This is a genomic window from Pandoraea sp. ISTKB (assembly GCF_001721285.1).
Taxonomy (GTDB): domain Bacteria; phylum Pseudomonadota; class Gammaproteobacteria; order Burkholderiales; family Burkholderiaceae; genus Pandoraea; species Pandoraea capi.
In genome coordinates, this window is record NZ_MAOS01000083.1 from 1 (window position 1) to 24,918 (window position 24,918).

Annotated in this window: 21 protein-coding genes; 9 read left to right on the top strand and 12 right to left on the bottom strand. The window is 64.6% G+C overall.

The window, feature by feature from the left end:
• Positions 1-101: 101 nt before the first annotated feature.
• The 3 genes from A9762_RS25155 to A9762_RS25165 form a co-directional block, all read right to left on the bottom strand.
• On the bottom strand, positions 102-1,886 hold the full coding sequence (locus A9762_RS25155; RefSeq protein ID WP_069344712.1) for a penicillin-binding protein 2: 1,785 nt from the start codon (positions 1,884-1,886) through the stop codon (positions 102-104).
• Between the two features lie 232 nt (positions 1,887-2,118).
• Entirely contained in the window at positions 2,119-2,970 is an 852-nt protein-coding gene (locus A9762_RS25160) for a DUF3047 domain-containing protein (protein WP_240493712.1), read from the bottom strand.
• A gap of 95 nt (positions 2,971-3,065) precedes the next feature.
• Positions 3,066-3,692 carry a LysE family translocator gene (locus A9762_RS25165; protein ID WP_069344713.1) on the bottom strand — a complete coding sequence of 209 codons (627 nt, stop codon included), beginning with the start codon at positions 3,690-3,692 and terminating at the stop codon, positions 3,066-3,068.
• Between the two features lie 209 nt (positions 3,693-3,901).
• Here A9762_RS25165 and A9762_RS25170 point away from each other — a divergent pair, with 209 nt between their 5' ends.
• Positions 3,902-5,257: a hypothetical protein gene (locus tag A9762_RS25170; RefSeq protein WP_069344714.1), complete on the top strand. Its 1,356-nt coding sequence runs from the start codon at positions 3,902-3,904 to the stop codon at positions 5,255-5,257.
• Between the two features lie 14 nt (positions 5,258-5,271).
• Here the strand turns inward: A9762_RS25170 and A9762_RS25175 are convergent, their stop codons facing one another.
• A complete protein-coding gene (locus A9762_RS25175; RefSeq protein WP_069344715.1) occupies positions 5,272-5,802 on the bottom strand; it encodes a chromate transporter in 531 nt (176 codons plus the stop codon).
• Positions 5,799-6,425: a chromate transporter gene (locus A9762_RS25180; RefSeq protein WP_371443348.1), complete on the bottom strand. Its 627-nt coding sequence runs from the start codon at positions 6,423-6,425 to the stop codon at positions 5,799-5,801. The genes A9762_RS25175 and A9762_RS25180 overlap by 4 nt, the downstream gene beginning before the upstream one ends.
• Before the next feature lie 158 nt (positions 6,426-6,583).
• On the opposite strand from A9762_RS25180, the gene A9762_RS25190 reads away from it, so the two are divergent.
• Positions 6,584-7,528, top strand: a complete 945-nt coding sequence (locus A9762_RS25190; RefSeq protein WP_069344718.1) for a LysR family transcriptional regulator — start codon at positions 6,584-6,586, stop codon at positions 7,526-7,528.
• A gap of 64 nt (positions 7,529-7,592) precedes the next feature.
• Here A9762_RS25190 and A9762_RS25195 read toward each other — a convergent pair whose 3' ends face one another.
• Both A9762_RS25195 and A9762_RS25200 read right to left on the bottom strand, forming a co-directional pair.
• A complete protein-coding gene (locus A9762_RS25195; protein WP_069344719.1) occupies positions 7,593-8,192 on the bottom strand; it encodes a TlpA disulfide reductase family protein in 600 nt (199 codons plus the stop codon).
• A 67-nt stretch (positions 8,193-8,259) separates the two neighbouring features.
• Entirely contained in the window at positions 8,260-9,405 is a 1,146-nt protein-coding gene (locus tag A9762_RS25200; RefSeq protein ID WP_069344720.1) for a transglutaminase-like domain-containing protein, read from the bottom strand.
• A 213-nt stretch (positions 9,406-9,618) separates the two neighbouring features.
• Between A9762_RS25200 and selD the strand changes: the two genes are divergently transcribed.
• The gene (gene selD / locus A9762_RS25205) at positions 9,619-10,719 is read left to right on the top strand and encodes a selenide, water dikinase SelD (RefSeq protein ID WP_069344721.1); all 1,101 of its coding nucleotides are present in this window, start codon (positions 9,619-9,621) and stop codon (positions 10,717-10,719) included.
• A 9-nt stretch (positions 10,720-10,728) separates the two neighbouring features.
• On the opposite strand, the gene A9762_RS25210 is transcribed toward selD, so the two are convergent.
• The 4 genes from A9762_RS25210 to A9762_RS25225 all read right to left on the bottom strand — a co-directional run bounded on the left by A9762_RS25210 (position 10,729) and on the right by A9762_RS25225 (position 15,439).
• A complete protein-coding gene (locus tag A9762_RS25210; RefSeq protein WP_069344722.1) occupies positions 10,729-11,550 on the bottom strand; it encodes an alpha/beta fold hydrolase in 822 nt (273 codons plus the stop codon).
• 14 nt (positions 11,551-11,564) lie between these two features.
• Positions 11,565-13,145 carry a benzoate-CoA ligase family protein gene (locus A9762_RS25215; RefSeq protein ID WP_069344723.1) on the bottom strand — a complete coding sequence of 527 codons (1,581 nt, stop codon included), beginning with the start codon at positions 13,143-13,145 and terminating at the stop codon, positions 11,565-11,567.
• A 171-nt stretch (positions 13,146-13,316) separates the two neighbouring features.
• A complete protein-coding gene (locus A9762_RS25220) occupies positions 13,317-14,900 on the bottom strand; it encodes a 3,4-dehydroadipyl-CoA semialdehyde dehydrogenase (protein ID WP_069344724.1) in 1,584 nt (527 codons plus the stop codon).
• 68 nt (positions 14,901-14,968) lie between these two features.
• Positions 14,969-15,439, bottom strand: coding sequence for a DUF4863 family protein (locus tag A9762_RS25225; RefSeq protein ID WP_069344725.1), 471 nt, complete (start codon positions 15,437-15,439; stop codon positions 14,969-14,971).
• Between the two features lie 281 nt (positions 15,440-15,720).
• Here A9762_RS25225 and A9762_RS25230 point away from each other — a divergent pair, with 281 nt between their 5' ends.
• From A9762_RS25230 to A9762_RS25255, 6 genes are all read left to right on the top strand, one after another.
• Complete coding sequence (locus A9762_RS25230; RefSeq protein WP_069344726.1) at positions 15,721-16,635, top strand: helix-turn-helix transcriptional regulator; 915 nt, start codon at positions 15,721-15,723, stop codon at positions 16,633-16,635.
• A 112-nt stretch (positions 16,636-16,747) separates the two neighbouring features.
• The gene (gene boxC, locus A9762_RS25235) at positions 16,748-18,403 is read left to right on the top strand and encodes a 2,3-epoxybenzoyl-CoA dihydrolase (RefSeq protein ID WP_069344727.1); all 1,656 of its coding nucleotides are present in this window, start codon (positions 16,748-16,750) and stop codon (positions 18,401-18,403) included.
• A 115-nt stretch (positions 18,404-18,518) separates the two neighbouring features.
• On the top strand, positions 18,519-19,946 hold the full coding sequence (gene boxB / locus A9762_RS25240; RefSeq protein ID WP_069344728.1) for a benzoyl-CoA 2,3-epoxidase subunit BoxB: 1,428 nt from the start codon (positions 18,519-18,521) through the stop codon (positions 19,944-19,946).
• Between the two features lie 37 nt (positions 19,947-19,983).
• A complete protein-coding gene (gene boxA, locus A9762_RS25245; protein ID WP_069344729.1) occupies positions 19,984-21,249 on the top strand; it encodes a benzoyl-CoA 2,3-epoxidase subunit BoxA in 1,266 nt (421 codons plus the stop codon).
• A 375-nt stretch (positions 21,250-21,624) separates the two neighbouring features.
• Positions 21,625-22,206, top strand: a complete 582-nt coding sequence (locus A9762_RS25250) for a DJ-1/PfpI family protein (RefSeq protein ID WP_069344730.1) — start codon at positions 21,625-21,627, stop codon at positions 22,204-22,206.
• Between the two features lie 161 nt (positions 22,207-22,367).
• Positions 22,368-23,879 (top strand): hypothetical protein, encoded by a 1,512-nt coding sequence (locus A9762_RS25255; RefSeq protein ID WP_139133397.1) that lies wholly within the window; start codon positions 22,368-22,370, stop codon positions 23,877-23,879.
• A 39-nt stretch (positions 23,880-23,918) separates the two neighbouring features.
• Here the strand turns inward: A9762_RS25255 and A9762_RS25260 are convergent, their stop codons facing one another.
• The gene (locus A9762_RS25260) at positions 23,919-24,833 is read right to left on the bottom strand and encodes a LysR family transcriptional regulator (protein ID WP_069344732.1); all 915 of its coding nucleotides are present in this window, start codon (positions 24,831-24,833) and stop codon (positions 23,919-23,921) included.
• Positions 24,834-24,918: the final 85 nt, after the last annotated feature.

The following is a 24,918-nucleotide window of genomic DNA, read 5'->3' on the forward strand; positions in this document are numbered from 1 at the left end:
GCGGTGCGACTTAACAGGCATTGGAGCGCCGCGGGCGGCCCCCACCCCGATCTGCCGCTAACGCTGGACGTGGGTGAGGCCCTTTTTAAGGCACTGCGGTATCAACCGTGTGACCCCTTGTCATCCGGCGGCGTGTCCGAAGTCGGCGCCGCCAGAATCACGCCAGGACGTACCGGCAGATCTGGTCGAATCCCCAGCAACGGCAACGCTTGCGACGCAATCTCCGCAAACGCCGGACCTGCCGCCTGACCGCCAAAGTGCTGCGACGCCTTCGGCTCGTCCACCGACACCGCAATCACCAGACGCGGTGACGACAACGGCGCAATCCCCACGAACGACGCCCGATACTTCGAGTGGTCGTAGCCGTGAGCGCCTGCCTTGTAGGCCGTCCCTGTCTTCCCGCCAATGCTGTATCCGGCCACCTGCGCTGTCGTGGCCGTTCCGCCCGTATCCACCACGCCAGCCAGCATCTTGCGCATTTCGGCCGCCGTACGCGCATCGATGACACGCACGCCCTCAGGCTGCACCGGTGTGTCCGGCTTGATGATCGAGATGGGCACGAGTACGCCGTCGTTCGCGAAGATCGTGTAGGCGCGCGCCAGTTGGAAGAGCGACGCCGAAATGCCATACCCATACGCCATCGTGGCCTGCTCGATGCGTCGCCACGATTTGTACGGACGCAAACGCCCGGACACCGCGCCCGGGAAGCCCAGCTTCGGCTGCTGACCCAGCCCGATTTCAGTGAACATGTCCCACATTTCTTCGGCACGCAGCATCGTCGACACTTTGGTCATGCCGATGTTGCTCGACTTCTGAATCACACCCGCCGCCGTCAGCACGCCGTTCGCCGAGTCGTCAGAAATGGTCGCGCCTTCGAAGACGTATCGGCCCGGGCCGGTGTCGATGGTCGTGGTCGGTGTCAGACGGTGCAGATCCAGCGCCAGCGCCATCGTGAACGGCTTGAGAATGGAACCCGGCTCGAAGACGTCGGTGAACACTCGGTTGCGCAATTGCTCGCCCGTCAGATGCTCGCGATCGTTCGGGTTGTAGGTCGGCAAGTTGGCCAGTGCCAGCACCTGGCCGCTCTTGGCGTCGATGACGACCGCCATGGCCGCCTTCGCACCGGTGCGGTCCACCGCATTCTTCAAGGCTTCATAGGCGATGTACTGCACGCGAGTGTCGAGCGTCAGACGAATGTCCTTGCCGTCGCGCGGCGGGCTGGAATCGTCGAGATCCTGAATGGTGCGCCCGATACGGTCCTTGATGACGCGCCGCACGCCGGCCGTCCCTTCAAGCAGCGGCTCTTCGCCCAGCTCCATGCCTTCCTGACCCTTGTCCTCGACGTTCGTGAACCCCACGACGTGCGCGGCCACTTCGCCTTCGGGGTAGAAGCGCTTGAATTCGCTGCTCTCATAAACGCCGGGAATGCCCAGCGCCTCGACCTGCTTGCCGATCTCCGGCGACACCTGACGCTTCACATAGACGAATTTCTTCTCGCCGATGAGCTTGGTGCGCAATTCCTTGGTGGGGATGTCGAGCAGTTTGCTCGCTTTCTGGATGTCGCTATCGGACAGGTCGTCCGGGACTTCGGCAGGCACGGCCCAGACGGTACGCATCGGCAGACTGGTGGCGAGCACACGGCCGTCGCGGTCTTCGATCTTGCCGCGCACGCCCGGCATGACGATGGCGTGCTCATAACGCTTTTCGCCCTGCGCGATGTAGAAGCTGTTGCCCGGTCCGGCAATCCAGAACGCCCGCACCACGAGACCGATGAAGGCCAGCGTAATGACGATGACGACGAGCTTGGAGCGCCACAACGACATGCGCGATTGCAAGACAGGACTGGCGGCGAACGTGACGTCCTTGGGCTGGCGATTCTTTTGCATGGCGCTCGCGGGGCGTTGAGAGACTCGATACAGCCAATCGCCAGCAACGGATCGCAATGTATCCGTGCACTGACTCTGGCTCAAATTCTAGGCGAGATAGCGTAGCACGCAAGCGACTGTTGTAATAGCGCGAAAGCCCCGTCAGACGGGGCTTTCAGGGTTTATTTCGATGTATTGGATGCGACTTTTCGTATGGGTGTCGGCTGGTGAAACCGGAAGTCAATCCCGGACACTATTTGCCTGCATCGAAACGCACGTCGCCATACCAGGCATGTGCACTCGCATGGGTGTTGTCGCTGTCGGTGAAGACACCGTAACCGAGCAGCTTGCCCGGCTTTTCTTTGTAGACACGCTCGTAATCGGCGGCAAGGTTGCGCGAGAACGTCTGCCATTTGCCGAGCGACGCATCGCCTCCCGCCACCACGAGCATCTGGACCCGATCGGTGTGCGGGTTCTGAATGACACCGCCTACGGGCGCATCGTTGGACCAGATGTACATGAGCGTGGCGTACGGCAGGTCTTCGCCCCCCGCCTTGGCCAGCGTCATGGCCGCCCGGTCACCGAACGAGAGCTGCGACTTGTCGCCGTCGAAGAAGAAAACCAGCCGCGCGGGCGCATCTTCTTTGTCGCTCGCCCGGTTGTCGGCGCCGGGAATGGCCTTGTCGACCTTCCAGCGCCATGCGACGACCGGCGTCGCGTTCAGGTCGATGCCATCCCCCTTGGCCATGAGCGCCGACGCTGAATCGGTCGAGTTCGCTTCGATGACGTTGCGCTTGCCGTCGGCCACCACGGTGTAGACCGTGAGCTTTTTGCCGCTCACGACCGGCAGGTTCTGCCAGCCCGTGGGCAAGGCGCTACCCGGACTGGCTTTGGAAAAGGGCACGGCGGGACCCGCTGCCGACGCAGTACCGGTCGCCGGATCTGCCGCAAAGGCCTGCGAGACCGAAAGCCATGTCACCGCCAGACAGACGGTCATCGCGACGGCCGCGACCGTCAGACGGGCGTGAGACCGGTGACGCCGGTGAGGTTGATGACCCTGATAGAGAAAAGCGCGTGAACGAAGCGTCGAGACAATGCGTTGCATGGCGAACGACTCCTGCGTTGGGACACGACTGACGACGAGGGATGACTGCGGGGCTAACTGCGAGGGACGGCTGCGACGCCACCGTCCAGACCGGCTCAGCGCTGCTGCATGGCGACGCGCAGGCCCAGACCGATGAAGATGGTGCCGATGATTTTCCCCTGCCAGCGCAGCAGCCAGGTGAAGCGTCCTACGAACTTGCCGAGCGGACGCACCGACAAGGCGATAGCCGCCGTGTAAAGCGCGCTCATCGCCACGAACACCAGGCCCAATACGAGGAACTGCACGAAGACGTTGCCCTCGCTGGCGTGCACGAACTGCGGCATGAAGGCGAGGAAGAACAGCGCCGTTTTCGGATTGAGCACTTCGGTCGCCACGGCCTGCGCAAACGCACGACCCGGCGAGACCTGAGGCGCGACAGGCAACTGCGGATCGGACGGCCGCTCGCGCAACGCCTTGATCCCGAGGTAAATCAGGTAAGCCGCGCCGACGTATTTGACGACATCGAAAGCCAGCGCCGAAGTCATCAGCACCGCCGACAGTCCGACCGCCGCGAACAGCGTGTGGATCAGATCGCCGAACGCAATCCCCATGCCGGTCATGACGCCAGCGCGGCGTCCGCCCTGCACGGTACGCGTGATGGTGAGCAACACCGCCGGTCCCGGAATCAGAAAGAGCCCGAGAACGACGGCGACGAACGTGGCAAGCGTGGCAAAAGTCGGCATAAGGGCTCCGGTCGGATGGGGACGGGATCAGGACGGTCAGGTGACGGCTAAAGGGCGGTCAGGGCGACGCTATGGCGACATCATCCCAGATTCTGCGAGAGGACGCCCGAAAGGGCCGCGAGCGAATCCTGAAGCCGCTGTTACCGCGGTAGCAGACCATGCCCGCTGCTTCGACTTCCGTCGATGTCCCTTTCCAAGGAGCTTGCGCCATGTCATTCGCGTCCGATGCGATCGTCACCTCTCTTTCCTCACGCACGCCCCCGAGCGTCGATACGCTGTTTCAGCTCGGGAAAGCGGCCGTGAACTGCGCCTTCGAGGGCTTCCGGGGCGATTTCTCCGGCGCGGCCGCATGCCTGCGCGAGAACGGCCTGCGCGATTGGCTTGCCGACGCCTGGCATCAGGCGTCGCAGCGCTTCGCTCGGCATGCGGCGTCGCACCCGGGCGCGGTGGACGTCGGTTTCGCCTGCGCGCTGAGCGCACTGACCGTCGGTGCCACCTGCACGTATCTCTGGCCGGAACTCAAGGCGCTGGAGCAAGCCATCGGCGCGGGCGACGAGGCGCAGCGCCAGTGGGCCTTGCAGACGGATTCGCAATTACGCCGACGAACGCTGGCGGACGTGACGGCCATGCGCCAGTGTCTGGCCGTCTTCGATGCCACGCTCGACGCTGCGAGGGCGCAGCGCGATGGCGCCACGCTGCCGCGTCATGCGCTGGCGGAAATGCGCATCGCCGAAGCGCTGCTGCTCCACCTCGCCGACACCCCACAATCCGATCTTGCGCGCAGCGATCGCGTGGCCGGGCTTTGCCAGCTCATGTCGCACGGACTGGGGTTCAGGTTGCCCAGGGCCATGCGCGAGGCCCTGCACATCTGCGATGAACGCCCCTCGCTGATTCGCGACGACAACGCCTTTGCATTGCTTCAATCGCGGCTGGAGCCCGACTGGCGTCGTGACGAAGCGGGGTCGCCGACGTTCACGGTCCATCCCATCGACGTGCAGATCTTCGATCCTGCCGAGACGACCGACGACCTGTCCGCGAAAACGCGACACGAGCGCCGTTTGCTCACGGATGCCAAGGCGCTGCGTCGGGTACGCGCCCGCGTCGTCGAGCTATTCGCCGCCAGCGTGCGGCACGATTGCGGCGGCACGGGCGACTGGCGTCACCTCTCGGAGCGCGCCCTGACGGCGGCGGCTCAGCATGGCATGACGTGCGAGCAGGTGCTCACGGCGCTGGGCGTTGCCACGCGTGCAGGCGTCAGCGCGCGTTACGCCTGGCGGTGGTCCGACGAACCGGTGCCGCGCCCCGGCGAGACAGTCCGCCCCACGATTGCGCTGGATGTCGCCAAATGGATCGCGCGAATCATGATCGTGGCAGGCAGGCCGGAAGCGACGGGGCGCGACGCGCAGTGCCCGCCACGGCTCGCCGCACTGGTGCGCGGCGACACGCCGCCTTCGCTGAAAATTGGCAGCGACGACTGGATGCATCTCATCGATGGGATCGACGTACTTCGACGCGACCATTGGCACACCTCATTCGCGCAGGTCTGTGAGGCCGGCAAACGCTGAAGATGGGGAATCGCTTACAGGTACGCGCCGCCGAGCAGCCCGGCGACGCTGCCCGCCGCGAGCCACCACAAGGGATGCACCTTGGTACGGATGGCCAGCACCGCAACGCTCGCGGTGATACCGGCGAGCAACCACGAGGTTGCTGAGGCTTCGGCAATCAGTGCAGCACTCGCTGCGACAAGCCCGGCGGTCATCGGCATCAGACCGGCCTGTACGATGCGTCGCCACGGCCGGTCCTTGAAGCGTTCCCACAAATGCAGGACGCCGACCGTGATGAGCGACGACGGCCCGAATTTCGCGATCGACGTGACGAGCATGCCCTGCCAGCCGGCCACGTGCCAGCCGACGAGCGTCACGATCATGAGATTCGGCCCCGGTGCGGCTTGCCCAAGTGCGAACAGCGCACTGAATTCTTCCGACGTCATCCAGTGATGCAGATCGACGACCTGACGCTCCATCTCCGGCAGGATGGTGTTGCCGCCACCGAAGGCGAGCACCGACAACTGCGTGAAGATGAGCGCGAGCGAGATGAGCGTGCCGGTCATTGCGACACCCGCCACGTGGCATAGATGGAGATCGGTGTCATGACGAGCATGGTGAGCACGAGCGGCACGCGCAGCACGGCAATCGCAATGAAACACGCGAGCGCCACACCGCCGAGCGCGAGCGATTTGCGCAGCGGCCACGACACTTTCCATGCCATCTGAATCAGCAAGCCAGCCGCCGCTGCGGCCAACCCGGCGAAGAGATGCTTCACGTGCGGATCGTTCTGGAAATGCTGGTAGATCGTGCCCAGCACGATGACCACGGCAGACGGTGCCGCAATCAACCCGAGAATCGACGCCAGCGCGCCGCGCCAGCCATGAAAGCGCATGCCGAGCGCAACCGACAGATTGATGATGTTGCCGCCCGGCAGAAACTGACACAGACCGAGCAAGTCGGTGAATTCGGCAGACGTGACCCAGCGACGCTTCTCGACGATCATGCGCCGCGCCAGCGGCAAGGCCCCGCCGAACGCGGTCATCCCGAGACCGAGAAAGCCGAGGAAGAGGGCGCGCACGCTTGGGGTATCGGTCGCAGGCGTGTTGGGAATCACGGGGACATCGGAGGCAACCGGGGCCATGGGCGTGGCGGCAGTCGCGGACGTGGGTGGAGCCGGTGTGTTCATGGCGGACAAGTTCAGCAAAATCGGTATTGCGGTGGGGCCGCCCGGCAGGAAGTGTCATGAGGGAGAGGGCACGGATGCCGCGCGGGACCCCTTGAGAGTAGGCCGATTGCGCTATATTGTCCAATATATGGAAGTGGCTTGAATCATATCGAACTCATATGGCAAACATCGACGTGCGCTTGCTGCGCTATTTCATTGCGGTGGCCGAAGCCGGACACATGACGCGTGCGGCCGAGCGTCTGGGTATCGGGCAGCCGCCGCTCTCGCAACAGATCCGGGTGCTGGAAACGCAGTTGGGCGTCACGCTGTTCGAACGGCTGCCGCGCGGCATGGCGCTTACCGACGCCGGTCAGGCGTTTCTCGCCGATGCCTATGAGGTCGTGCGCAAGCTCGATCAGGCGGTGGACGACGTGCGGCGCGTTGCCGCCGGTGTTAAAGGCCGCCTGTCGGTCGGCTTCACCAGCTCGGCCGCGTTGCATCCGTTCGTGCCCACGGTGATCCGCGCGTTTCGCAGCGACGCGCCGTCGGTCTCACTGATGCTCGACGAGGCGAGCACCGGCGAGTTGCTCGACGGCTTGCGTGACGGACACATCGACGTCGCGTTCATCCGGCAGCCACAGGGCAACACCGGAGAGGTCACCGTCTTGCAGGTGCTGGAAGAACCGATGGTGCTCGCCGTGCCGTCCGCGCATCCGCTGGCGCGCACCGGGAAGTCGGGGAAATCCGGCAAAGCCGCCGCCGTCCCCATGACCGCCATCGCGGCCGAGAAGCTGATTCTCTATCGTCGACGCGCAGGGCAGGGACTCTACGACGCCATCATCGCCGCCTGTCACGGCGCAGGTTTCAGCCCGGCCATCGAGCAGGAAGCGCCGCGCCTGCTCACCACGCTGTCGCTCGTTGCCGCAGGACTTGGGGTATCGGTGGTGCCGGCGTCGCTCATGCGCATGCAGATCGAAGGGATCGTCTACCGGCCGCTCGCACCGCCACCGCGCGCGCCGCTGTGCTGTGCCTACCGGGAGGGCGTGCTCGCCGGGCCGATGGCCAAGCTGATGGCACATGTTCGTGCCGCCACTGAGGAGAATGCGAAGGAAGGTGCCGCTTGAACTGACGCTGCGCACCGGGCAGGCTGTGCTGCCCGGTCAGTGGACGTTCGTTCAGGCGAAACGCTCAGGCCGTTGCGCCGCCCTTTTGCGCAATCAGGGCTTCGATGTGCCCGTGCAACCCGACATCGCTCCAGTCGAGTTCGCCCATGCGCCAGAAACGTGCATTGCCCGCGCGGTCGACGAGATACGTCGCAGGCAGGCCGAGCGAACCGAAGCGCTTGTAGACAGCGCCGTCGGTGTCGAGCAGGACGGTGCCGTCGATGGGCAACTTGTCGACGAAGGGCTTCACCGTCGCCAGCGGCTCCTTGTAGTTCACGGCGAGCAGGTCGAGCCCGCGCTGACGGTACTGCCGAACTACCGCCCCCATCGCGGGAATCTCTTCACGGCACGGGCCGCACCACGTCGCCCAGAAGTTCAGGATGACCACGCGTCCGCGATATTCCGACAACGCGTGTGTCTTGCCGTCCAGGCTCTGTAGCGAAAAAGCCGGTGTCGCGCCGCGCCATGCCGACAGCGTGCCGCCGGACGTGCCGGCCAGCGCGCTGTCGTCGACTTCTGCGCCACCCTTCGTCGGTCCCGCAGCCCACGCCGGCGCACCGGTTCCGCTCAGCGCGCCCGCGGCGCCAAGCGCCCCGAGAGTATGAAGAAAGTGACGACGTTGCATGGCGATGCGCTCCTTCGTGAAGGGTTCCGGAGAGGTGAATGACGATGTTTCAGCGGTATCGGGGAGATCAGGTCGTGATTTCCCGTGCGTTCATGCGATAGCGGAAGGTGTCCGGATCGAGGCTGTCGAGTCGGGCGTTCGCCACTTCGCCGTTCGGGTACATGAGGAACGGCACCGTGGTCTTCGGCGCGCCTTGCGCACCCGGCAGCGGAATGTCCGCCCCGTGATTGAACGCCACCCAGTTCATTTCCCACTGGCCGAAGAGCATCGCGCGCGCCGCGCGAACGCGCAGATCGTCGACCGGCAGTCCGCCCGGAACCTCTTCGAGCACGACCTTGCGCACGTCCGCCGGGTCGACCGGGATCCATCCGTAGCCCGCTGCGTAGAATTCGGCGCGGCAATGCTGGGCGCGCGTGACGTCCCCCGCTTTGCCCAGACTGTTGAACCCGTGACGCGATGTTGCCACCCGCACGCCGTAAGCGTCGCGCGCCGGAATCCCGACCGAGCGCGCCAGTGCCGTGAAGAGGGCGTTGATGTCGGCACACTTGCCCGCGAGGTCGCCCGTGGTGAGCATGTAGCGCACGTCGCCGGTGCCGCAACCGCGCACCGATCCTTCGCGACGACAGTTCTCCACGATCCATTGATAGATCGCACGGGCTTTCTCGACGTCGCCCTTCTCGCCGCGCGTGATCTTCTCGGCGGTTTCGCGCACCAGACCGTCGGTCGGTTGCAGTTCAGTCGGACGCAGGTACTGACGCAGCACCGCTTCGGACTCGCGCGGTGCCTGCGCCGACGGCGGCTGCGACAGGTCGACGCGGCGGTCGCGCGTGGCGAACGTGTTCGTGAGCGTGACGGTGCGCGCGCCCGGTGTGGCTCCCTCGGGCCATGCCACGGCCAGCATCGGCACCCCGATGCCGGACGCCCCGCGCACCATGCGCAACTCGGCCTTGGCGCCGGGCGCTTCCCAGTGGGTGCCCAGGGCGGTCTGATATGCCCCGGACGGCGACGTCGCGACCGGCAGCCAGACGTTCGCCGGACCGCTTCCCGCAGGCAGCTCGACCTGAGTGGTCAGTTCAAACGTGCGCCAGCCATCGGCGGCGCTCGGCGCTGGCGTCGTCGATGCGGCGCGCGCGGCGGCAGGCACCAGCGAGGAAGAGAGCAGGGAGGCGGGCAGGGCGTAAGCGCCCAGAGACAGGAAGCGGCGGCGTTGCATGGTGGTCCCCTTGTGCGTCAGCGCTCACGGCGCATGGTGGGTAGGGTGAATCGACGACGTCCCGCAATGCAGGGACGATGTGAAACGGTAGCATGGCGGTGTCGACCATCGTGAGGCCGTCATTTCGAGACATGGCTGGACATGGCCGGACGTCGCGACACGCCAAAGCTGCTTCATAATACGTCGACTTACGGAAAACGAACACTGACGACCATGACCGCAAACGATGGAAATCAAGCGGGCGCTTCACCCGCTGCCACTGGCACCCCGGCGGCTGCGCCGCGTCTGACTTCGCTCTCTCACGGTGGCGGCTGCGGCTGCAAGATCGCCCCGGGCGTGCTGTCCGAACTGCTCGCGCGCAACGACGCGCCGCTGCCTGCCCCGGCCGCCCTGCTCGTGGGCACGGAGACGTCCGACGATGCCGCCGTCTACCAGCTCAACGACGAGCAGGCCATCATCGCGACGACTGACTTCTTCATGCCCATCGTCGACGATCCGTTCGACTTCGGCCGTATCGCGGCGACCAACGCGCTCTCCGACATCTACGCGATGGGCGGCAAGCCGATCTTCGCGCTGGCCATCGTCGGCATGCCGATCAACGTGCTGCCACGCGAAACGATTCGCGAGATCCTGCGTGGCGGCGAGTCGGTCTGCGCCGAGGCGGGCATTCCGATTGCGGGCGGTCATAGCATCGACTCCGTCGAGCCGATCTACGGTCTGGCGGCGCTGGGTGTGGTGCATCCGAAGCGTCTCAAGCGCAACGCCGATGCGGTGGCGGGCGACGTGCTCGTGCTCGGCAAGCCGCTGGGTGTCGGCGTCATGTCGGCCGCCCTCAAGAAGAATCAGCTCGACGATGCCGGGTATCGCCGCATGATCGATGCGACCACGCGCCTGAACCGCGTTGGCCCGGCGCTCGCGGCGCTGCCCGGTGTGCACGCGCTGACCGACGTGACCGGCTTCGGTTTGCTCGGCCACACGCTGGAGATGTGCCGTGGTGCGAACCTCGCGGCCTATCTGCGTATGTCCGATGTGCCGCTGTTCGACGGCGTACGCGAGTTGGCGGACAAGGGATGCATTACCGGTGCGTCCGGCCGCAATTGGGCGTCTTATGGATCGTCCGTGGAATTGGGCGAGCGTCTCACGGAGCGTGACCGCGATTTGCTGTGCGATCCGCAAACGGCAGGTGGCTTGCTGGTGTCGTGCGCACCCGGCGCGGTCGACGACGTGCTCGCCGTCTTCCGTGCCGATGGTTTCATCGAAGCCGCCATCGTCGGTGCGATGCGTCCGGGTACGCCGGGCGTGCGCGTGATCTGACGCCCGGAATCAAGCGGCCTGCCGCCGCGCATGCGCACCGATAAACGCGACGATGGCTTCGCCGAGCGGTGCGGGCGCATCGCGATGCGGCGAGTGCCCGCAGTCGGGCAGCTTCACCACCTTCGCGTGCGGCACGTGCGCGGCAATGCTGTCCATTTGCGCCATCGTGCCGTACTCGTCGTCCTCGCCCTGAATCGCGAGCAGCGGCGTCTCGATCGTGGCGACGGCACCGACCAGATTCCAGTCGCGAAACGCCGGGTTCAGCCAGATGTCGTTCCAGCCCCAGAAGGCTGAATCGACATCGTCGTGATAGCGGCCGAGCTTGGCGCGCAGGTCGGTCGTCTCGTAGACGGTCTTCGTCTTCGCGATGCTCTCGACCGACACGTCCTCGACGAACAGGTGCGGTGCAAGCACCACCGCACCGGCGAGCCGGTCGGGAAACGCGGCCGAGAACAGCAACGCGATGGAGCCGCCGTCGCTGTGTCCGACGAGCCAGACGCGGTCTGCCTGATCGGCGCCGACACCGACCGCGTCGAGAAACGCGGGCAGCACCTCGCGCGCCTGGCGGTGCATGAAGTCGACGGGCCACTTCTCGTCATGCGGGCGTGGCGTCGAGCGGCCGTAGCCGTTGCGCGAATACACGAGGCCACGGTAGCCGCCAGCGTCGCACAACTGCTGCGGCCAGTCTTTCCACATGGCGATGGAGCCGAGTCCTTCGTGCAGGAAAACCAGCAGCGGCGCGCTGGTGCGCTCGCGGTTGATCCATCGATATTCCAGCGAGAGCGCGCCGTGCGAGGGCGTCTCGATGCTGGCGAACTGTACGTCTGACATGCTTCGGTTGTCTCCTAAAGCAACTCGCGCAGCTTGAAGCGTTGCACCTTGCCCGTGGCCGTCTTCGGCAGATCGTCGACGAACACCAGCTCGCGCGGATATTTGTGTGGCGCCAGACGCGCCTTGACGAAGGCCTTCAACTCGCTGGCCATCTCGTCGGTGGCGACGATTCCCGGCTTGAGGACGACGAACGCCTGTGTCTTGGTCAGGCCGTTGTCGTCGCGTCCCACGACCCCCGCCTCGAGCACTGCATCGTGCTGCATCAACACCATCTCGACTTCGATGGGCGAGACGTACTGGCCGCTGACCTTGAGCATATCGTCACTGCGTCCCGCATAGACGTAATACCCACTGGGCAGACGCTGGTACTTGTCGCCGCTCTTGAGCCAGTCGCCGAGGAACGTCGAGCGCGACTTTTCCCGATTGCACCAGTACATGAGCGCCGCGCTCGGCCCCTTGATGTACAGGTCGCCGATCTCGCCATCGGGCACCGGCTGGCCGTTTTCGTCGCGCAACTCCACCGCGTAGCCGGGCACCGGTTCGCCGGTCGTGCCGTAGGCCACCTGTCCCGAGCGGTTCGACAGGAAGATGTGAAGCATCTCGGTCGAGCCGATGCCGTCGAGAATTTCCGCGCCGAAGTGCTTCGTGAAACGCTCGCCGATCTCGCGCGGCAACGCTTCGCCGGCCGACGTGCACAGACGCAGCGACACCTCCTCGCGCGCCGGCAGATGCGGCGAGGCGAGCAGCGTGGCGTAGAGCGTGGGCACGCCGTAGAAGATCGTCGGTCGATGCCGGCGAAGGCGCTGGGCCACGGCTTCCGCCGTGGGGCGCTCGGCCATCAGCACGACGGTGGCGCCGACCGACAGCGGGAACGTCAGCCCGTTGCCGAGACCGTAGGCGAAGAAGAGCTTGGCGGCGGAGAAGACGATATCGTCCTCGCGAATGCCGAGCACGTTGCGACCGTAGGTTTCCGCTGTCCAGTACAGGTTGGCGTGCGTGTGTACGGTGCCCTTGGGCTTGCCGGTCGAGCCGGACGAGTAAAGCCAGAACGCGATGTCGTCGGCAGCGGTGTCGGCAGGTAGCGCGCTCGGCGGGCCGTCGAGCAGGGCGTCGAACGTAGCCTGTGCGGCAGACGCCGCGTCGGTCTCGCCCGCGACCGGCTGCGAGACGATGCACGGCGGCGGCGCGGCGCCCGTCGTTTGAGCGACCTTGGCGAGTGCGGCCTGCACTGTCGGCATGAGCGCGCCCGACGCGATCACGAGCTGCGCCTTGCTGTGCGAGATCATGTACGCGTAGTCGTCGGCCGTGAGCAGCGTGTTGACGACCACCGGGACGACCCCGGCGTACAACGCGCCGAGAAACGCCACCGGCAAATCGACGGTGTCGAGCATGACCAGCAAGATGCGCTCTTCGCGATGCACGCCCGCGCGCGCAAGACCCGTGGCAAAGCGTCGGCTTTGCTCGGCCAGTTCGCCGTAGGTGAGGGCTCGCGTGTCGTCGAGATAAGCAGTCTTGGCAGTGCGCTCGCGACCGAGCGCCTCCAGATGCGCGGCGAAGTTGAAGTTCGCCGGCGGTGGGGTGAGTACGGCTTCCATGTTGCCTCCGGTGGATCACCACGCGTGCCTCGTCCACCAACGGGCGGGCATGCGTGGCGTGAGTTCTTTTCAGCGCTCTGATGGCGCCTGTCTGAATCACCTTGACTGCGACGGCTTGCGGCTACTGCTGGATCAAACGTTGGATACGGTGTTGTGCGGGTGCTGCGGACTTCACTTCGGCAGTTCGACGGCATCCTGCGTCAGCGCTTCGACGAGCGCGGTCGGTCCCTGCACGGCGGCGCGCACGTGATAGAAGCGCAGTGCGCGCAGGCCGCCGAGTTCCTCGCCGCCGCCCGCGCGGCCCGGGCCGCCGTGCAGCGACTGCGGCATGACGTTGCCGTGGCCTGTCTGTGTTTTCGCGACCGACGGATCGACAGCGTGCACGCGGCCATGGGCGTCTGCCAGCGCCAGCGCAGGCACGCGCATGGCAACGGCATCGTTGCTATAGAGGGAGACGACGAGCGAGCCTTGCCCACGCCTGGCGAGCGCTACCGCCTCAATGAGATCGCGATAGCCGACGAGCGTGGCGACGGGGCCGAAGACTTCCGTGTCGTGCACGCGCTGGCCCGCTGCACCATCGCGCAGGCCGAGCAGCACGGGCGCGACGCACGCACTGTTGGCGTCGGCATCGACGAACGTCGCATCCACATTGCCGTCATAGAGCGTCTCGGCTTCCGTCTGCAATTGCGCGATGCCTTCGAGCACGGCGCGCTTTTGCACGAGATTCACGAGCGATCCCATCTTCACGGATTCGTTGCGCGGATTGCCGACCACCGTCTTCGCCAGACGCTCGGCAATCGCGACGGCGGCCGCGTCGAAGTGCTCGACGGGCACCATCGCGCGACGAATCGCGGTGCATTTCTGCCCCGACTTCACGGTCATCTCGCGCGCCACTTCCCGCACGAACTGATCGAAGGCCGGTGTGCCCGGTGCAGCATCGGGTAGCAGGATGGCGCTGTTCAGGCTGTCCGCTTCCACGTTGATGCGTGCGGAGCGCTCGGTGAACGCGGCATGAGCGCGCAGCGTCGCAGCCGTGTCGGCAGAACCGGTGAAGGAGACGACATCGAACGGCCCGATGTGATCGAGCAAACCGGCGGCGCTGCCGCAGATCACCGACAGACTGCCCGGCGGCAGTATCCCGGCCGCGACGACATCGGCGACCATGCGTTGCGTGAGCCACGCGGTGGACGTTGCCGGCTTGACGATGACAGGCACACCGGCGAGCAAGGCGCCGGCGGCCTTCTCCCACAGCCCCCACGAGGGGAAGTTGAAAGCGTTGATGAACAGCGCGACTCCCGGTGTGGGGCGGAAAACGTGACGCACGGCAAACGAGGCATCTTTGGCGAGCGGGACTGCTGCGCCATCGAGCAACGTGTGCGCGTCGCCCAGCGATGCGCCGAGCTTGGCGTACGTGGACAGCGTGTAGATCGCCCCGTCGATATCGACGGCGGAGTCGATGGCGACCGTTCCCGAATTCGCCGTGGCGATAGCGTAGTAGTTATCGCGATTCGCCTGCAACGTCGCAACGATTTGCGAGAGGCGTTGCGCGCGTTCGCCATAAGACAAGGCGCGCAGGGCCGGACCGGCCGTCTCGCGCGCAAAGGTGAAGGCGGCGTCGAGATCGAGCCCGGCGCTCGACACGTAAGCCAGCGTGTCGCCCGTGACGGGGTCGATCAGTGCGGTGCGTTCTCCGTTGCCGGCGACCCATTGGCCGGCGATGTAGTTTTCCAGCAAGGCAGGGGTAGTCATGTCCATCAACCGAGGGGGAGTCGAACTAAAGTCGAACGTAAGTCATGCAAGTCAGGCCGAAGGCGACGCGCGCGTCAGGCGCTGCGCGTGAACTCGATCGCGCCTTCTGGCAACAGGTACAGCACGAGGGCACGACCGCTCGCGACCGTCGGACGATGCGCGCTGCCCGGGCCATACACGCACCAACCGGCGGGGTGACCGTCGAAGGTCGCCCCCGGCGTGAGCGGCATGATCAGATCGATTTCGCCATTGGGATGCACGTGGTGCGGTCCGGCCAGATCGGCCATGTCCACGACGTCGACGGAAAAGCCGTGCGTGTCGGGCGTGGGTTTGATGACGCGTCCGTAACGAATGCCGCCGCCTTCGCGGTTGCACAGCCAGCCCTCGGCCACGCCGGTGCGGCAGGCGTCGGCCAGCGTCTCGAAACCCGGGGAGCCCGCGCCGTAATGCGCGTTGAGCCAGTCGGCGAGCGATGCGTCGAGTGGGCGACCGTCAAGCTGACGTGTCACGTCGGCGATCAGCGCCTGAAATTGGGGCACATCCATCCATGTCTCCTGGGGACGTCGCAGTCGCTGCACCGTGCGCGCCGACACGAAACACCTGAATTCGTCCAGGTTGGCATCGTCAGTGCAATGCCGTATTTCATCGTGTCGCTGGCGCGCCGTCGGGTCTGCGCACTGTCTGTTGATATGACGTCGATCAATAACGGTGCACAGCGTGTCTGGCCCGCGTTTGCTTTTTTACCGACGCATGGTGAAAATTAGAGCATGCAAATTTGGCTGTCAAGCAATATATTACATGTTACCTGCTTCGAGGATCTCGTCCGATGAATAAGAGTGCGCAAGCCGATGGGGTGCCGACGGCGCGAGGCGCCGGTGATAAAGACCCGTTCCTGGTCGCGCTGGGCGAGCGGGTTCGGACGCTACGTGCGCGTCGCGGCTTGACACGCAAGGCGCTGGCGCTCGATGCGGGCGTGTCGGAGCGTCACGTGGCCAATCTGGAGTCGGGCGTCGGCAACGCGTCCGTGCTGTTCCTGCGCCAGCTGGCACAGGCACTAAATTGCACATTGGCGGAAATCGTCGGCGACGAAACGACGTCGTCTGCCGAATGGCTGCTGATCCGTGAAATCCTGCACGGTCGCGACGGCGAGGCGCTCACCCGGGCGCGTCAGGCGCTCAGCGAGTTGTTCGCGGGCAGCGAGCGTGATCCGGACCGGCGCGGGCGTATCGCGCTCATCGGCCTGCGCGGCGCGGGCAAGTCGACGCTGGGTCGCATGCTTGCCGACGACATGCACGTTCCGTTCGTGGAACTCAACCGCGTGATCGAGCAACTGGCCGGCTGCCCGCCGTCGGAGATCTATTCGCTGTACGGTGCGACGGCCTACCGCCGTTACGAGCTGCGCGCGCTGGAAGCCGTGGTGGCCGAGCATCCGCGGGCGGTGATCGCCTCGCCGGGCGGTATCGTCAGCGACGCCGCTACGTTCAACTTCCTGCTCACCCACTGCTATACGGTGTGGCTGCAAGCCTCGCCCGAAGAGCATATGAAGCGTGTCGTGGCGCAGGGCGATCTGCGTCCCATGTCGGGCAACGCGGAAGCCATGGACGACCTCAAGCGCATTCTGGCAGGCCGCACGGACTTCTACGCCAAGGCCGACATGAGCTTCGACACCGGCGGACGGGCGCTTGCCGACGCCTATCTGCAACTGCGTGGACGCCTGGCAGTGCAGTTGTCGTCGGACTGAGTGTCGTCATTCTGCAAAATAATTCATTTTTCTTTGGGTAAACGGTTGACGGTGGGTTTTTGCTGCACTATATTGCAATTCAACAAGATCATTATTCGAGTTGGAGGCAATCATGTTCGGCAAACCCCACGTCGACTACCGTACGGACCCTACGCAGTACAAGCACTGGAAGCTGAGCTTCGACGGCTCGGTCGCAACGCTCGCCATCGATATCGCGGAAGACGGCGGCATTCGCGAGGGCTACAAGCTCAAGCTCAATTCGTACGATCTCGGCGTGGACATCGAACTGCACGATGCCGTCCAGCGCATCCGCTTCGAGCATCCCGAAGTCAAGACGGTGGTGGTCACGAGCGCCAAGGACCGCGTGTTCTGCTCGGGCGCGAACATCTTCATGCTCGGCCTCTCCTCGCATGCGTGGAAGGTCAACTTCTGCAAATTCACCAACGAAACGCGTAACGGTCTCGAAGACTCCAGCCGTCACTCCGGCCTGAAGTTCATTGCCGCCGTCAACGGCGCCTGCGCAGGCGGGGGATATGAACTCGCGCTGGCTTGCGACGAGATCTATCTGGTGGACGACCGTTCGTCGTCGGTCGCGCTGCCGGAAGTGCCGCTGCTGGGCGTGTTGCCGGGCACGGGCGGCCTGACGCGTCTGACCGACAAGCGCCACGTGCGCAACGATCGCGCCGACATCTTCTGCACCATCGTCGAAGGCATTCGCGGCGAGCGCGCCAAGCAGTGGCGTCTCGTGGATGAAGTGGTCAAGCCGGCGCAATTCGCGCAGTCCGTGGCGGCACGTGCGCAGGAACTGGCACAGGGCAGCGACCGTCCGGGCGGCAAGGGCGTGACGCTCACGCGTATCGAGCGCACCGATGAACCGGACGCCATTCGCTATGAATTCGTCGACGTCGAAATCGATCGTGCCAACCGCACCGCCAGCCTGACCGTGAAGGCGCCGAAGTCCGCGCCTCCGGCAGACATCGCGGGCATCGAAGCCGCCGGTATCAACTGGTGGCCGCTGAAGATGGCGCGCGAACTCGACGACGCCATCCTCAATCTCCGTACCAACGAACTCGACATCGGCACGTGGCTGCTGCGCACGGAAGGCGACGCAAAGCATGTGCTCGCGGCCGACGCCTCGCTGCTCGCGCATCAGGATCACTGGTTCGTGCGCGAAACCCTCGGCATGCTGCGCCGCACGTTCGCCCGTATCGATGTGTCGTCGCGCTCGCTGTTCGCGCTGATCGAACCGGATTCGTGCTTCACCGGCACGCTCGCCGAATTCGCGTTTGCCGCTGACCGTACGTATATGGCGGCACTGCCCGCGAGCGAGGAAGACGAACCGGCGATCACGCTGAGCGAAGTCAACTTCGGCTTGCTGCCGATGGTCACCGATCAGTCGCGTCTGGCACGTCGTTTCTATGAAGACACTGCCGAGCTGGAGGCCGTACGCGCCACTATCGGCCGCCCGGTGCGTCCGGACGAAGCGGAGCGTCTCGGTCTGGTGACCGCTGCCGTCGACGATCTCGACTGGCCTGACGAAATCCGTATCGCCATCGAAGAGCGCGCCGCCATGTCGCCCGATGCGCTGACCGGCATGGAAGCCAACCTGCGCTTCAACGGTAAAGAAACGATGAATACGCGCATCTTCGGCCGTCTGTCTGCATGGCAGAACTGGATCTTCATTCGTCCGAACGCCGTGGGCGAGAAGGGCGCACTGAAGGTCTACGGCAAGGGCAACAAGGCGCAGTTCGATCTGAACCGCGTCTGACGAATACAACGCGCTGCCGCCCCCGAGCCAACACGGGCGGCGCGCGCGGCACCCACCGGACGAGACGTCTTACACAAGCGACGCACGAGATTCATAAGACACGAGGATTCCCACGATGGCTTCGATCAATTACAGCGAGAAGATCCCCAATAACGTCAACCTGTCGGACGACCGCACGCTGCAACGCGCGCTCGAACAGTGGCAGCCGAACTTCCTGTCCTGGTGGGGCGACATGGGCCCGGAAGGCTCGCATGGGTTTGACGTCTATCTGCGTACGGCGGTGAGCGTCGATCCGAGTGGCTGGGCGCACTTCGATCACGTGAAGATGCCGGACTATCGTTGGGGCATCTTCCTCACGCCGGGCGAAGCCGATCGCAAGATTCACTTTGGCGAGCACAAGGGCGAGGCCGCATGGCAGGACGTGCCGGGCGAGCATCGTGCGAACCTGCGCCGCATCATCGTCACGCAAGGCGACACGGAACCGGCATCGGTCGAGCAACAGCGTCACCTCGGGCTGACCGCGCCGTCGATGTACGACCTGCGTAACCTGTTCCAGGTGAACGTGGAAGAAGGCCGCCACCTGTGGGCGATGGTCTATCTGCTGCATCGCTACTTCGGTCGCGACGGTCGGGAAGAAGCCGAAGCGCTGCTCGGCCGCCGCTCGGGCGACGACGACAATCCCCGCATTCTCGGCGCGTTCAACGAGAAGACGCCGGACTGGCTCGCGTTCTACATGTTCACGTACTTCACGGATCGCGACGGCAAGTTCCAGTTGTCCGCGCTGGCCGAGTCGGGCTTCGATCCGCTCGCACGCACCACGAAGTTCATGCTGACCGAAGAAGCGCATCACATGTTCGTGGGCGAGTCGGGGGTATCGCGTGTGATCGCCCGTACGGCGCAGGTGATGAACGAACTGAAGACCGACGACGTCTCGAAGCTGCGCGCTGCCGGTGTGATCGATCTGCCGACGATCCAGCGTTACATCAACTTCCACTACTCCGTGACGATCGATCTGTTCGGTGCGGACCAGTCGTCCAACGCGGCGATCTTCTACAGCTCGGGTCTGAAGGGCCGCTACGAAGAGAGCAAGCGCGACGACGACCATCAATTGAACGGCCAGATGTATCGCCTGCTGGACGTGGACAACGGCAAGCTTGTCGAGCGCGAAGTGCCGATGCTCAACGCGATGAACGAAGTGCTACGCGACGACTACATCAAGGACTCCGTGGCCGGGGTGAACCGCTGGAACAAGGTGCTGGAGAAGGCGGGTATCGACTTCCGTCTGACGGTGCCGCACAAGGCGTTCAATCGTCAGATCGGTACGTTTGCCGGTGTGCGTGTCTCGCCGGACGGCCGTGTCGTGAGCGAGACGGAATGGGCCGCGCATGAGCGTGAGTGGCTGCCGTCGTCGGAAGACCGTGCGTATGTGGCGTCGCTCATGGGCCGCGTGACGGAGCCGGGCAAGTTCGCGAACTGGATTGCGCCGCCTCCGTTGGGTATCAATCGCCAGCCGATCGATTTCGAGTACGTGCGTTTCAACTGAGCGGCCGCAAGAGCCATCCCCACAAGGAGACAGCATCATGAACGGCCCCGTTCCGGTCGAAGTTCTGAAGCAGCATCTGATCGATCCGGAGATCTGCATTCGCTGCAATACCTGCGAGGAGACGTGCCCGATCGACGCGATCACGCACGACGAGAACAACTACGTTGTGCGCGCGGACACGTGCAATGGGTGCATGGCGTGTATCTCGCCGTGCCCGACGGGGGCTATCGACAACTGGCGCGACGTGCTCAGGGCCGAGGCCTACCCCGTCGACGAGCAGCTCACGTGGGACGAACTGCCCGTGCAGGACGATGCGCTGGCCGGGCAGGGTTCGATCGGTGAGGCGACTGAGGGCGCTGCCGGCGGCGGGGCGGCGGGGGCTACCGAGTCTGCTGAGCCGGTGATCGGGGGTTCGGACCTTGTGCGCGGGTCGGTCGTCCCGCCGTGGTCGGCCGCCAAGCCGTACGTCAATCTGTACAACCACAAGGCCCCGGTGCAGGCCACGGTGGTCGGCAACTATCGCGTGACGGACGCGAGCACCGAGAGCGACATCCATCACATCGTGCTCGACTTCGGCAAGCAGCCGTTCCCGGTGCTCGAAGGGCAATCCATCGGCATCATTCCACCGGGCACCATGGCCGACGGGCGGGCGCATCATGCGCGTCAGTACTCGATCGCGTCGCCGCGCGACGGCGAGCGCCCCGGGTATAACAACCTGGCGCTCACGGTCAAACGCGTGACGAAAGATCATCACGAGCAGGCGGTCGGCGGGGTGTGCTCGAATTACCTTTGCGACCTGAAGAAGGGGGATGTGGTGAACGTGATGGGGCCGTTCGGCAGCACGTTCCTCATGCCCAATCATGCCGATTCGCATCTGCTGATGATCTGCACCGGCACGGGCGCGGCGCCGATGCGCGCGATGACGGAGTATCGCCGTCGCCGCCGCATGAAGGGCGCGACCGGCAAGCTGATGCTGTTCTTCGGTGCGCGCACGCAAGGCGAGTTGCCGTACTTCGGGCCGCTGCTCAATCTGCCGAAGGACTTCATCGACACCAATCTCGCGTTCTCGCGCACCCCGGGGCAGCCCAAGCGTTACGTGCAGGACGCGATGCGCGAGCGGGCGGCCGATGTGGCGGCACTGCTGCGTCACGATCACACGTACATCTACGTGTGCGGGCTGAAGGGCATGGAGGACGGCGTGCTGCAAGTGTTGCAGACCATCGCAGGCGAGGCCGGACTCGACTGGCCATCACTCTGGCAACGGATGAAGACGGAAGGGCGTCTGCATCTGGAGACTTATTGATGTTCGGCGTGTGTGCCGGGTGTGGGGATGGAAGGGCGGCGTTGAATCACATGGCGCAGTGCCTGACGATGGAAGGACGGCGTTGAATTTTTAAGTCTTAGAAGGGCTGCGTTGGATCGCATGACGCAGTGCCTGACGATGGAAGGGCGGCGTTGAATTTTTAAGTCTTAGAGGGACGGCGTTGGACCACATGACGCAGTGCCTGACGATTGACCGACGGCGTTTTGCGCCGACTTGACACCGCGTGCTTCGGCACGCGGTTTTTTTTGTCCGGATGTTTGAGTGTGCTGTTACCCCTGTCCCGGAGACGTCACTGGAATTGAGTAATATGGAGGGGCTGTTTCCCTTCCATTTTTTCTCTGAACGGAGAGTCACATGGGCAAGAAGCGGATTCTGGTGCTGGCGGGCGATTACGTCGAAGACTACGAACTGATGGTGCCGGTGCAGGCACTGATGGCCGTGGGACATCGCGTGGAAGTCGTCTGTCCCGGCAAGAAAGCGGGCGATAAGGTGCGCACCGCGATTCACGATTTCGAAGGCGATCAGACGTACAGCGAAAAGCGCGGTCACGATTTTACGCTGAATGCCACGTTCGACGGCCTGTCGCCGTCCGACTTCGACGCGCTGGTCATCCCCGGCGGACGCGCGCCGGAGTACCTGCGTCTGAACGAAGCGGTGCTCGCCGCCGTTCGTCACTTTGCCGAAAACGACAAGCCGATCGCCGCCATCTGCCATGGCGCGCAGTTGCTCGCGGCCGCGGGCGTGATCGAAGGGCGCGAATGCTCGGCGTACCCGGCATGTGCGCCGGAAGTGCGGCTGGCCGGCGGCAAGTACATGGAAATCGCCATCGACGATGCCCATACCGACGGCAAACTCGTCACCGCACCAGCGTGGCCGGCGCATCCCGCATGGATCGCGCAGTTCCTCGCGGTGCTGGGCACGAAGATCGAGTTGTAAGACGTAGCGCCTCGACACGCAGGGCGTTGAGGCGGAATTATCCGATGTTGCCCTATTTTCGAAAGCTGGCCGTTCGGTACCGCAGCAAGATTTGCCGATCTTAATCGGGAGACCGCTGCCGCATATGCGCACCGGTCTCCGTGCTACGACCAAGGAGCGTCGTGATGCACGTCAATGCGGGTATCGGTCAGGGACACACACGGTTCGACTGGAGGAGAGACGACATCGGGCAGCGCGCCGACGCGCTACCCGAAGCCGGCACGTTCGGCGTATTCGGCGCGGTCGTCGGACACGATGGTAGCGGGGCGCCGTTGCCGGACATCGGTCCCTACGATTTTTCATCGGCGACACGGGTGTGCGCCGCTGCGCCCATGGGAAGTGCCGGGTCCGCCATCCGCATGTCGCTTTCGACGCACGGCGTGTCGGCGGCATCCCTTTCACACACATCCCCCACCTCGCACCTTGCGCAGGCGGGCGCACCGCACTACGTCGTGAAGGCGTGTCCGAGCGCGGGGCATGCGGCGCAGGCCTGGCTGGCATCGCGGCTTTTCGGTGCGCTCGGGCTCGCCACACCGACGGCCATTCTGGTGCGGGGCTGTTCACAGGCGTTCGATGGCACGCAGGCCCCCGAACGTCTCTATCTGGCGACGACGTTTCTCGAGACGTACCGCAATCTCGGCGACTGGCTCGAGAGCGACGATGCGTGGCGCGTCATCGGCGGTGCACATCCTCCCGATGTCGAGACACTGCAACACGCAAGGGGACAGGCGCGCGCCGCAGGGCAACGCATGGCGCAGGCGGTGGAGACGGCGGGCGGTCTACCGTTCTATCACCTCGACGGTGAAATGGCGCAGGTTCATGCCGAAGCACTCGGGCACCGTATTGCCATGCGTCGCCTGCTTTGCCACGCACTCCCGGACGTCTACCAATGTGCACTGGAGCGTCATTACATTGCAGCGCTCTGGCTCGGTAACTGGGATCTCTGCAACGTGTTCATGGAGAACATCGGAGTCTGGCGCGACAAGAACGACCTGCCTTACGTGATGTCGCTGGATTTCGATGCATGCCTCGATCTGGCGTTTCAGCACACGCGCAAGGTCGACGGGTACGACGTGGCGGTCAACCAGCGCAAGACGTTGACGTCGCTCCCGCCGCTGACGTCGACGTTTCGCCGGGAGGCGGCGAGCTTCGCGGCCACGCTACCTGATGATGCACTGGCCGATCTCACGCAATTCCCCTATGGAGAACATTACGCGCCCTTTGTGCGGCGACTTGCCGGGCTGCGCGGCGGGGCGTGCGATGTGACGGGCAAAGCGATGTCGGAGGCGTTGCGGAACCCCAACGGCGTACGCGCACTGGCTGCGGAAATGGCGTATCGGCTCGGGCGGATTTCGTCGCAGGAAATGCGGCGATGGGCGACACGTGCCCATGAGGTGGCATACGTGTCGCAGAGTGCGCAAACGTCTCAGGCAACGGGCCAGACGTCGTGCGACACGATGATGGAACTTCGCGATCCGGAGGCGCTGGTCGTGCATCTCCTGACGCGGCGAGACAGCCTCGTGCGATTGCTGGGTGGCACGTGGGCCGCGCAGACATGGGCGCGCATGTATCCGATGCGCGCGCAGGCGATCGATGCGCAGCAGGAGCCGTTTGGTTGTCCGCGAGGTGTCTGACTATCGACGAATATCAGAGGACGTCGATGGATTCGCCGGTCACGTCCACGTCGGCGCCGAGGCCAACAGTGCGTCGATGGCCGCGCGCAGTTTGGGGGACGGGTGCCGCGTGTCGGGCCAGACCAGATGCAATGGCGTGCCCGGGGCATAGGTCTGCGGCAGGAGATGCACGAGCGTTCCCGCATCCAGTGATTGCATCGCGACCCAGCGAGGAACGTAGGCGATACCGAGGCCCTGCTCGGCCGCGGTCACGAGCGCGACGAGATCGTCGAGGACGAAGCGCGGTGCACGCGGCGTGAGCTCGGGCGGCATCGCGAGTGCGGGCCATTGATAGAGATTGCCGCCGCGTCCGTACATCAGACGTTCATGGCGGGCGAGATCGGCCGTCGTCTGCGGTGTGCCATGTTCGGCGAGATAGGCGGGCGACGCACACAACAGCATCATCTGTTCGGCAAGCGGGCGCGCCTTGAGCCCGGGGGTGTCGTCGAGACGTCCACTGCGCACGGCCAGATCGTAGCCCTCTTCGATCAGATCGACGCGACGGTCGCTGAACGACATCTCCAGCCGCAACTGCGAATGCGCTTTCGCGAGCGTCAGCAGCACCGGCGCGATGCATTGCCGCCCGATCTGCACCGGCATCGTCACACGCAGCTTGCCCATCGGTGTTTGCGATCCGGCGCTTAACTCATCTTCCGCCTCGGACAGTTCCGAGAGCACCTTCGTGCAACGCTGATAAAACGTCTGCCCTTCGTCAGTCAGGTGCTGGCTGCGGGTGGTGCGATGGAACAGCCGGACACCCAGTCGTGCCTCCAGTCGGGCGATCCGTTTGGCGACCGCCGAACGGGTCAGATGCAATCGCTCGGCCGCACCGGCGAAGCTGCCCGCGTCGACCGCCGCCACGAACGCCGAAATGCCGGAGAGGCGATCTGGCGTGTAGGTGTCATTGGTTCTCATATGTCGCCAATCAGTGGATAAATTGCCATCACTGCCGCGAAGTATTCTCCAATAAGCTAACCCTGTCCACCCGGCCTGCCGGGAT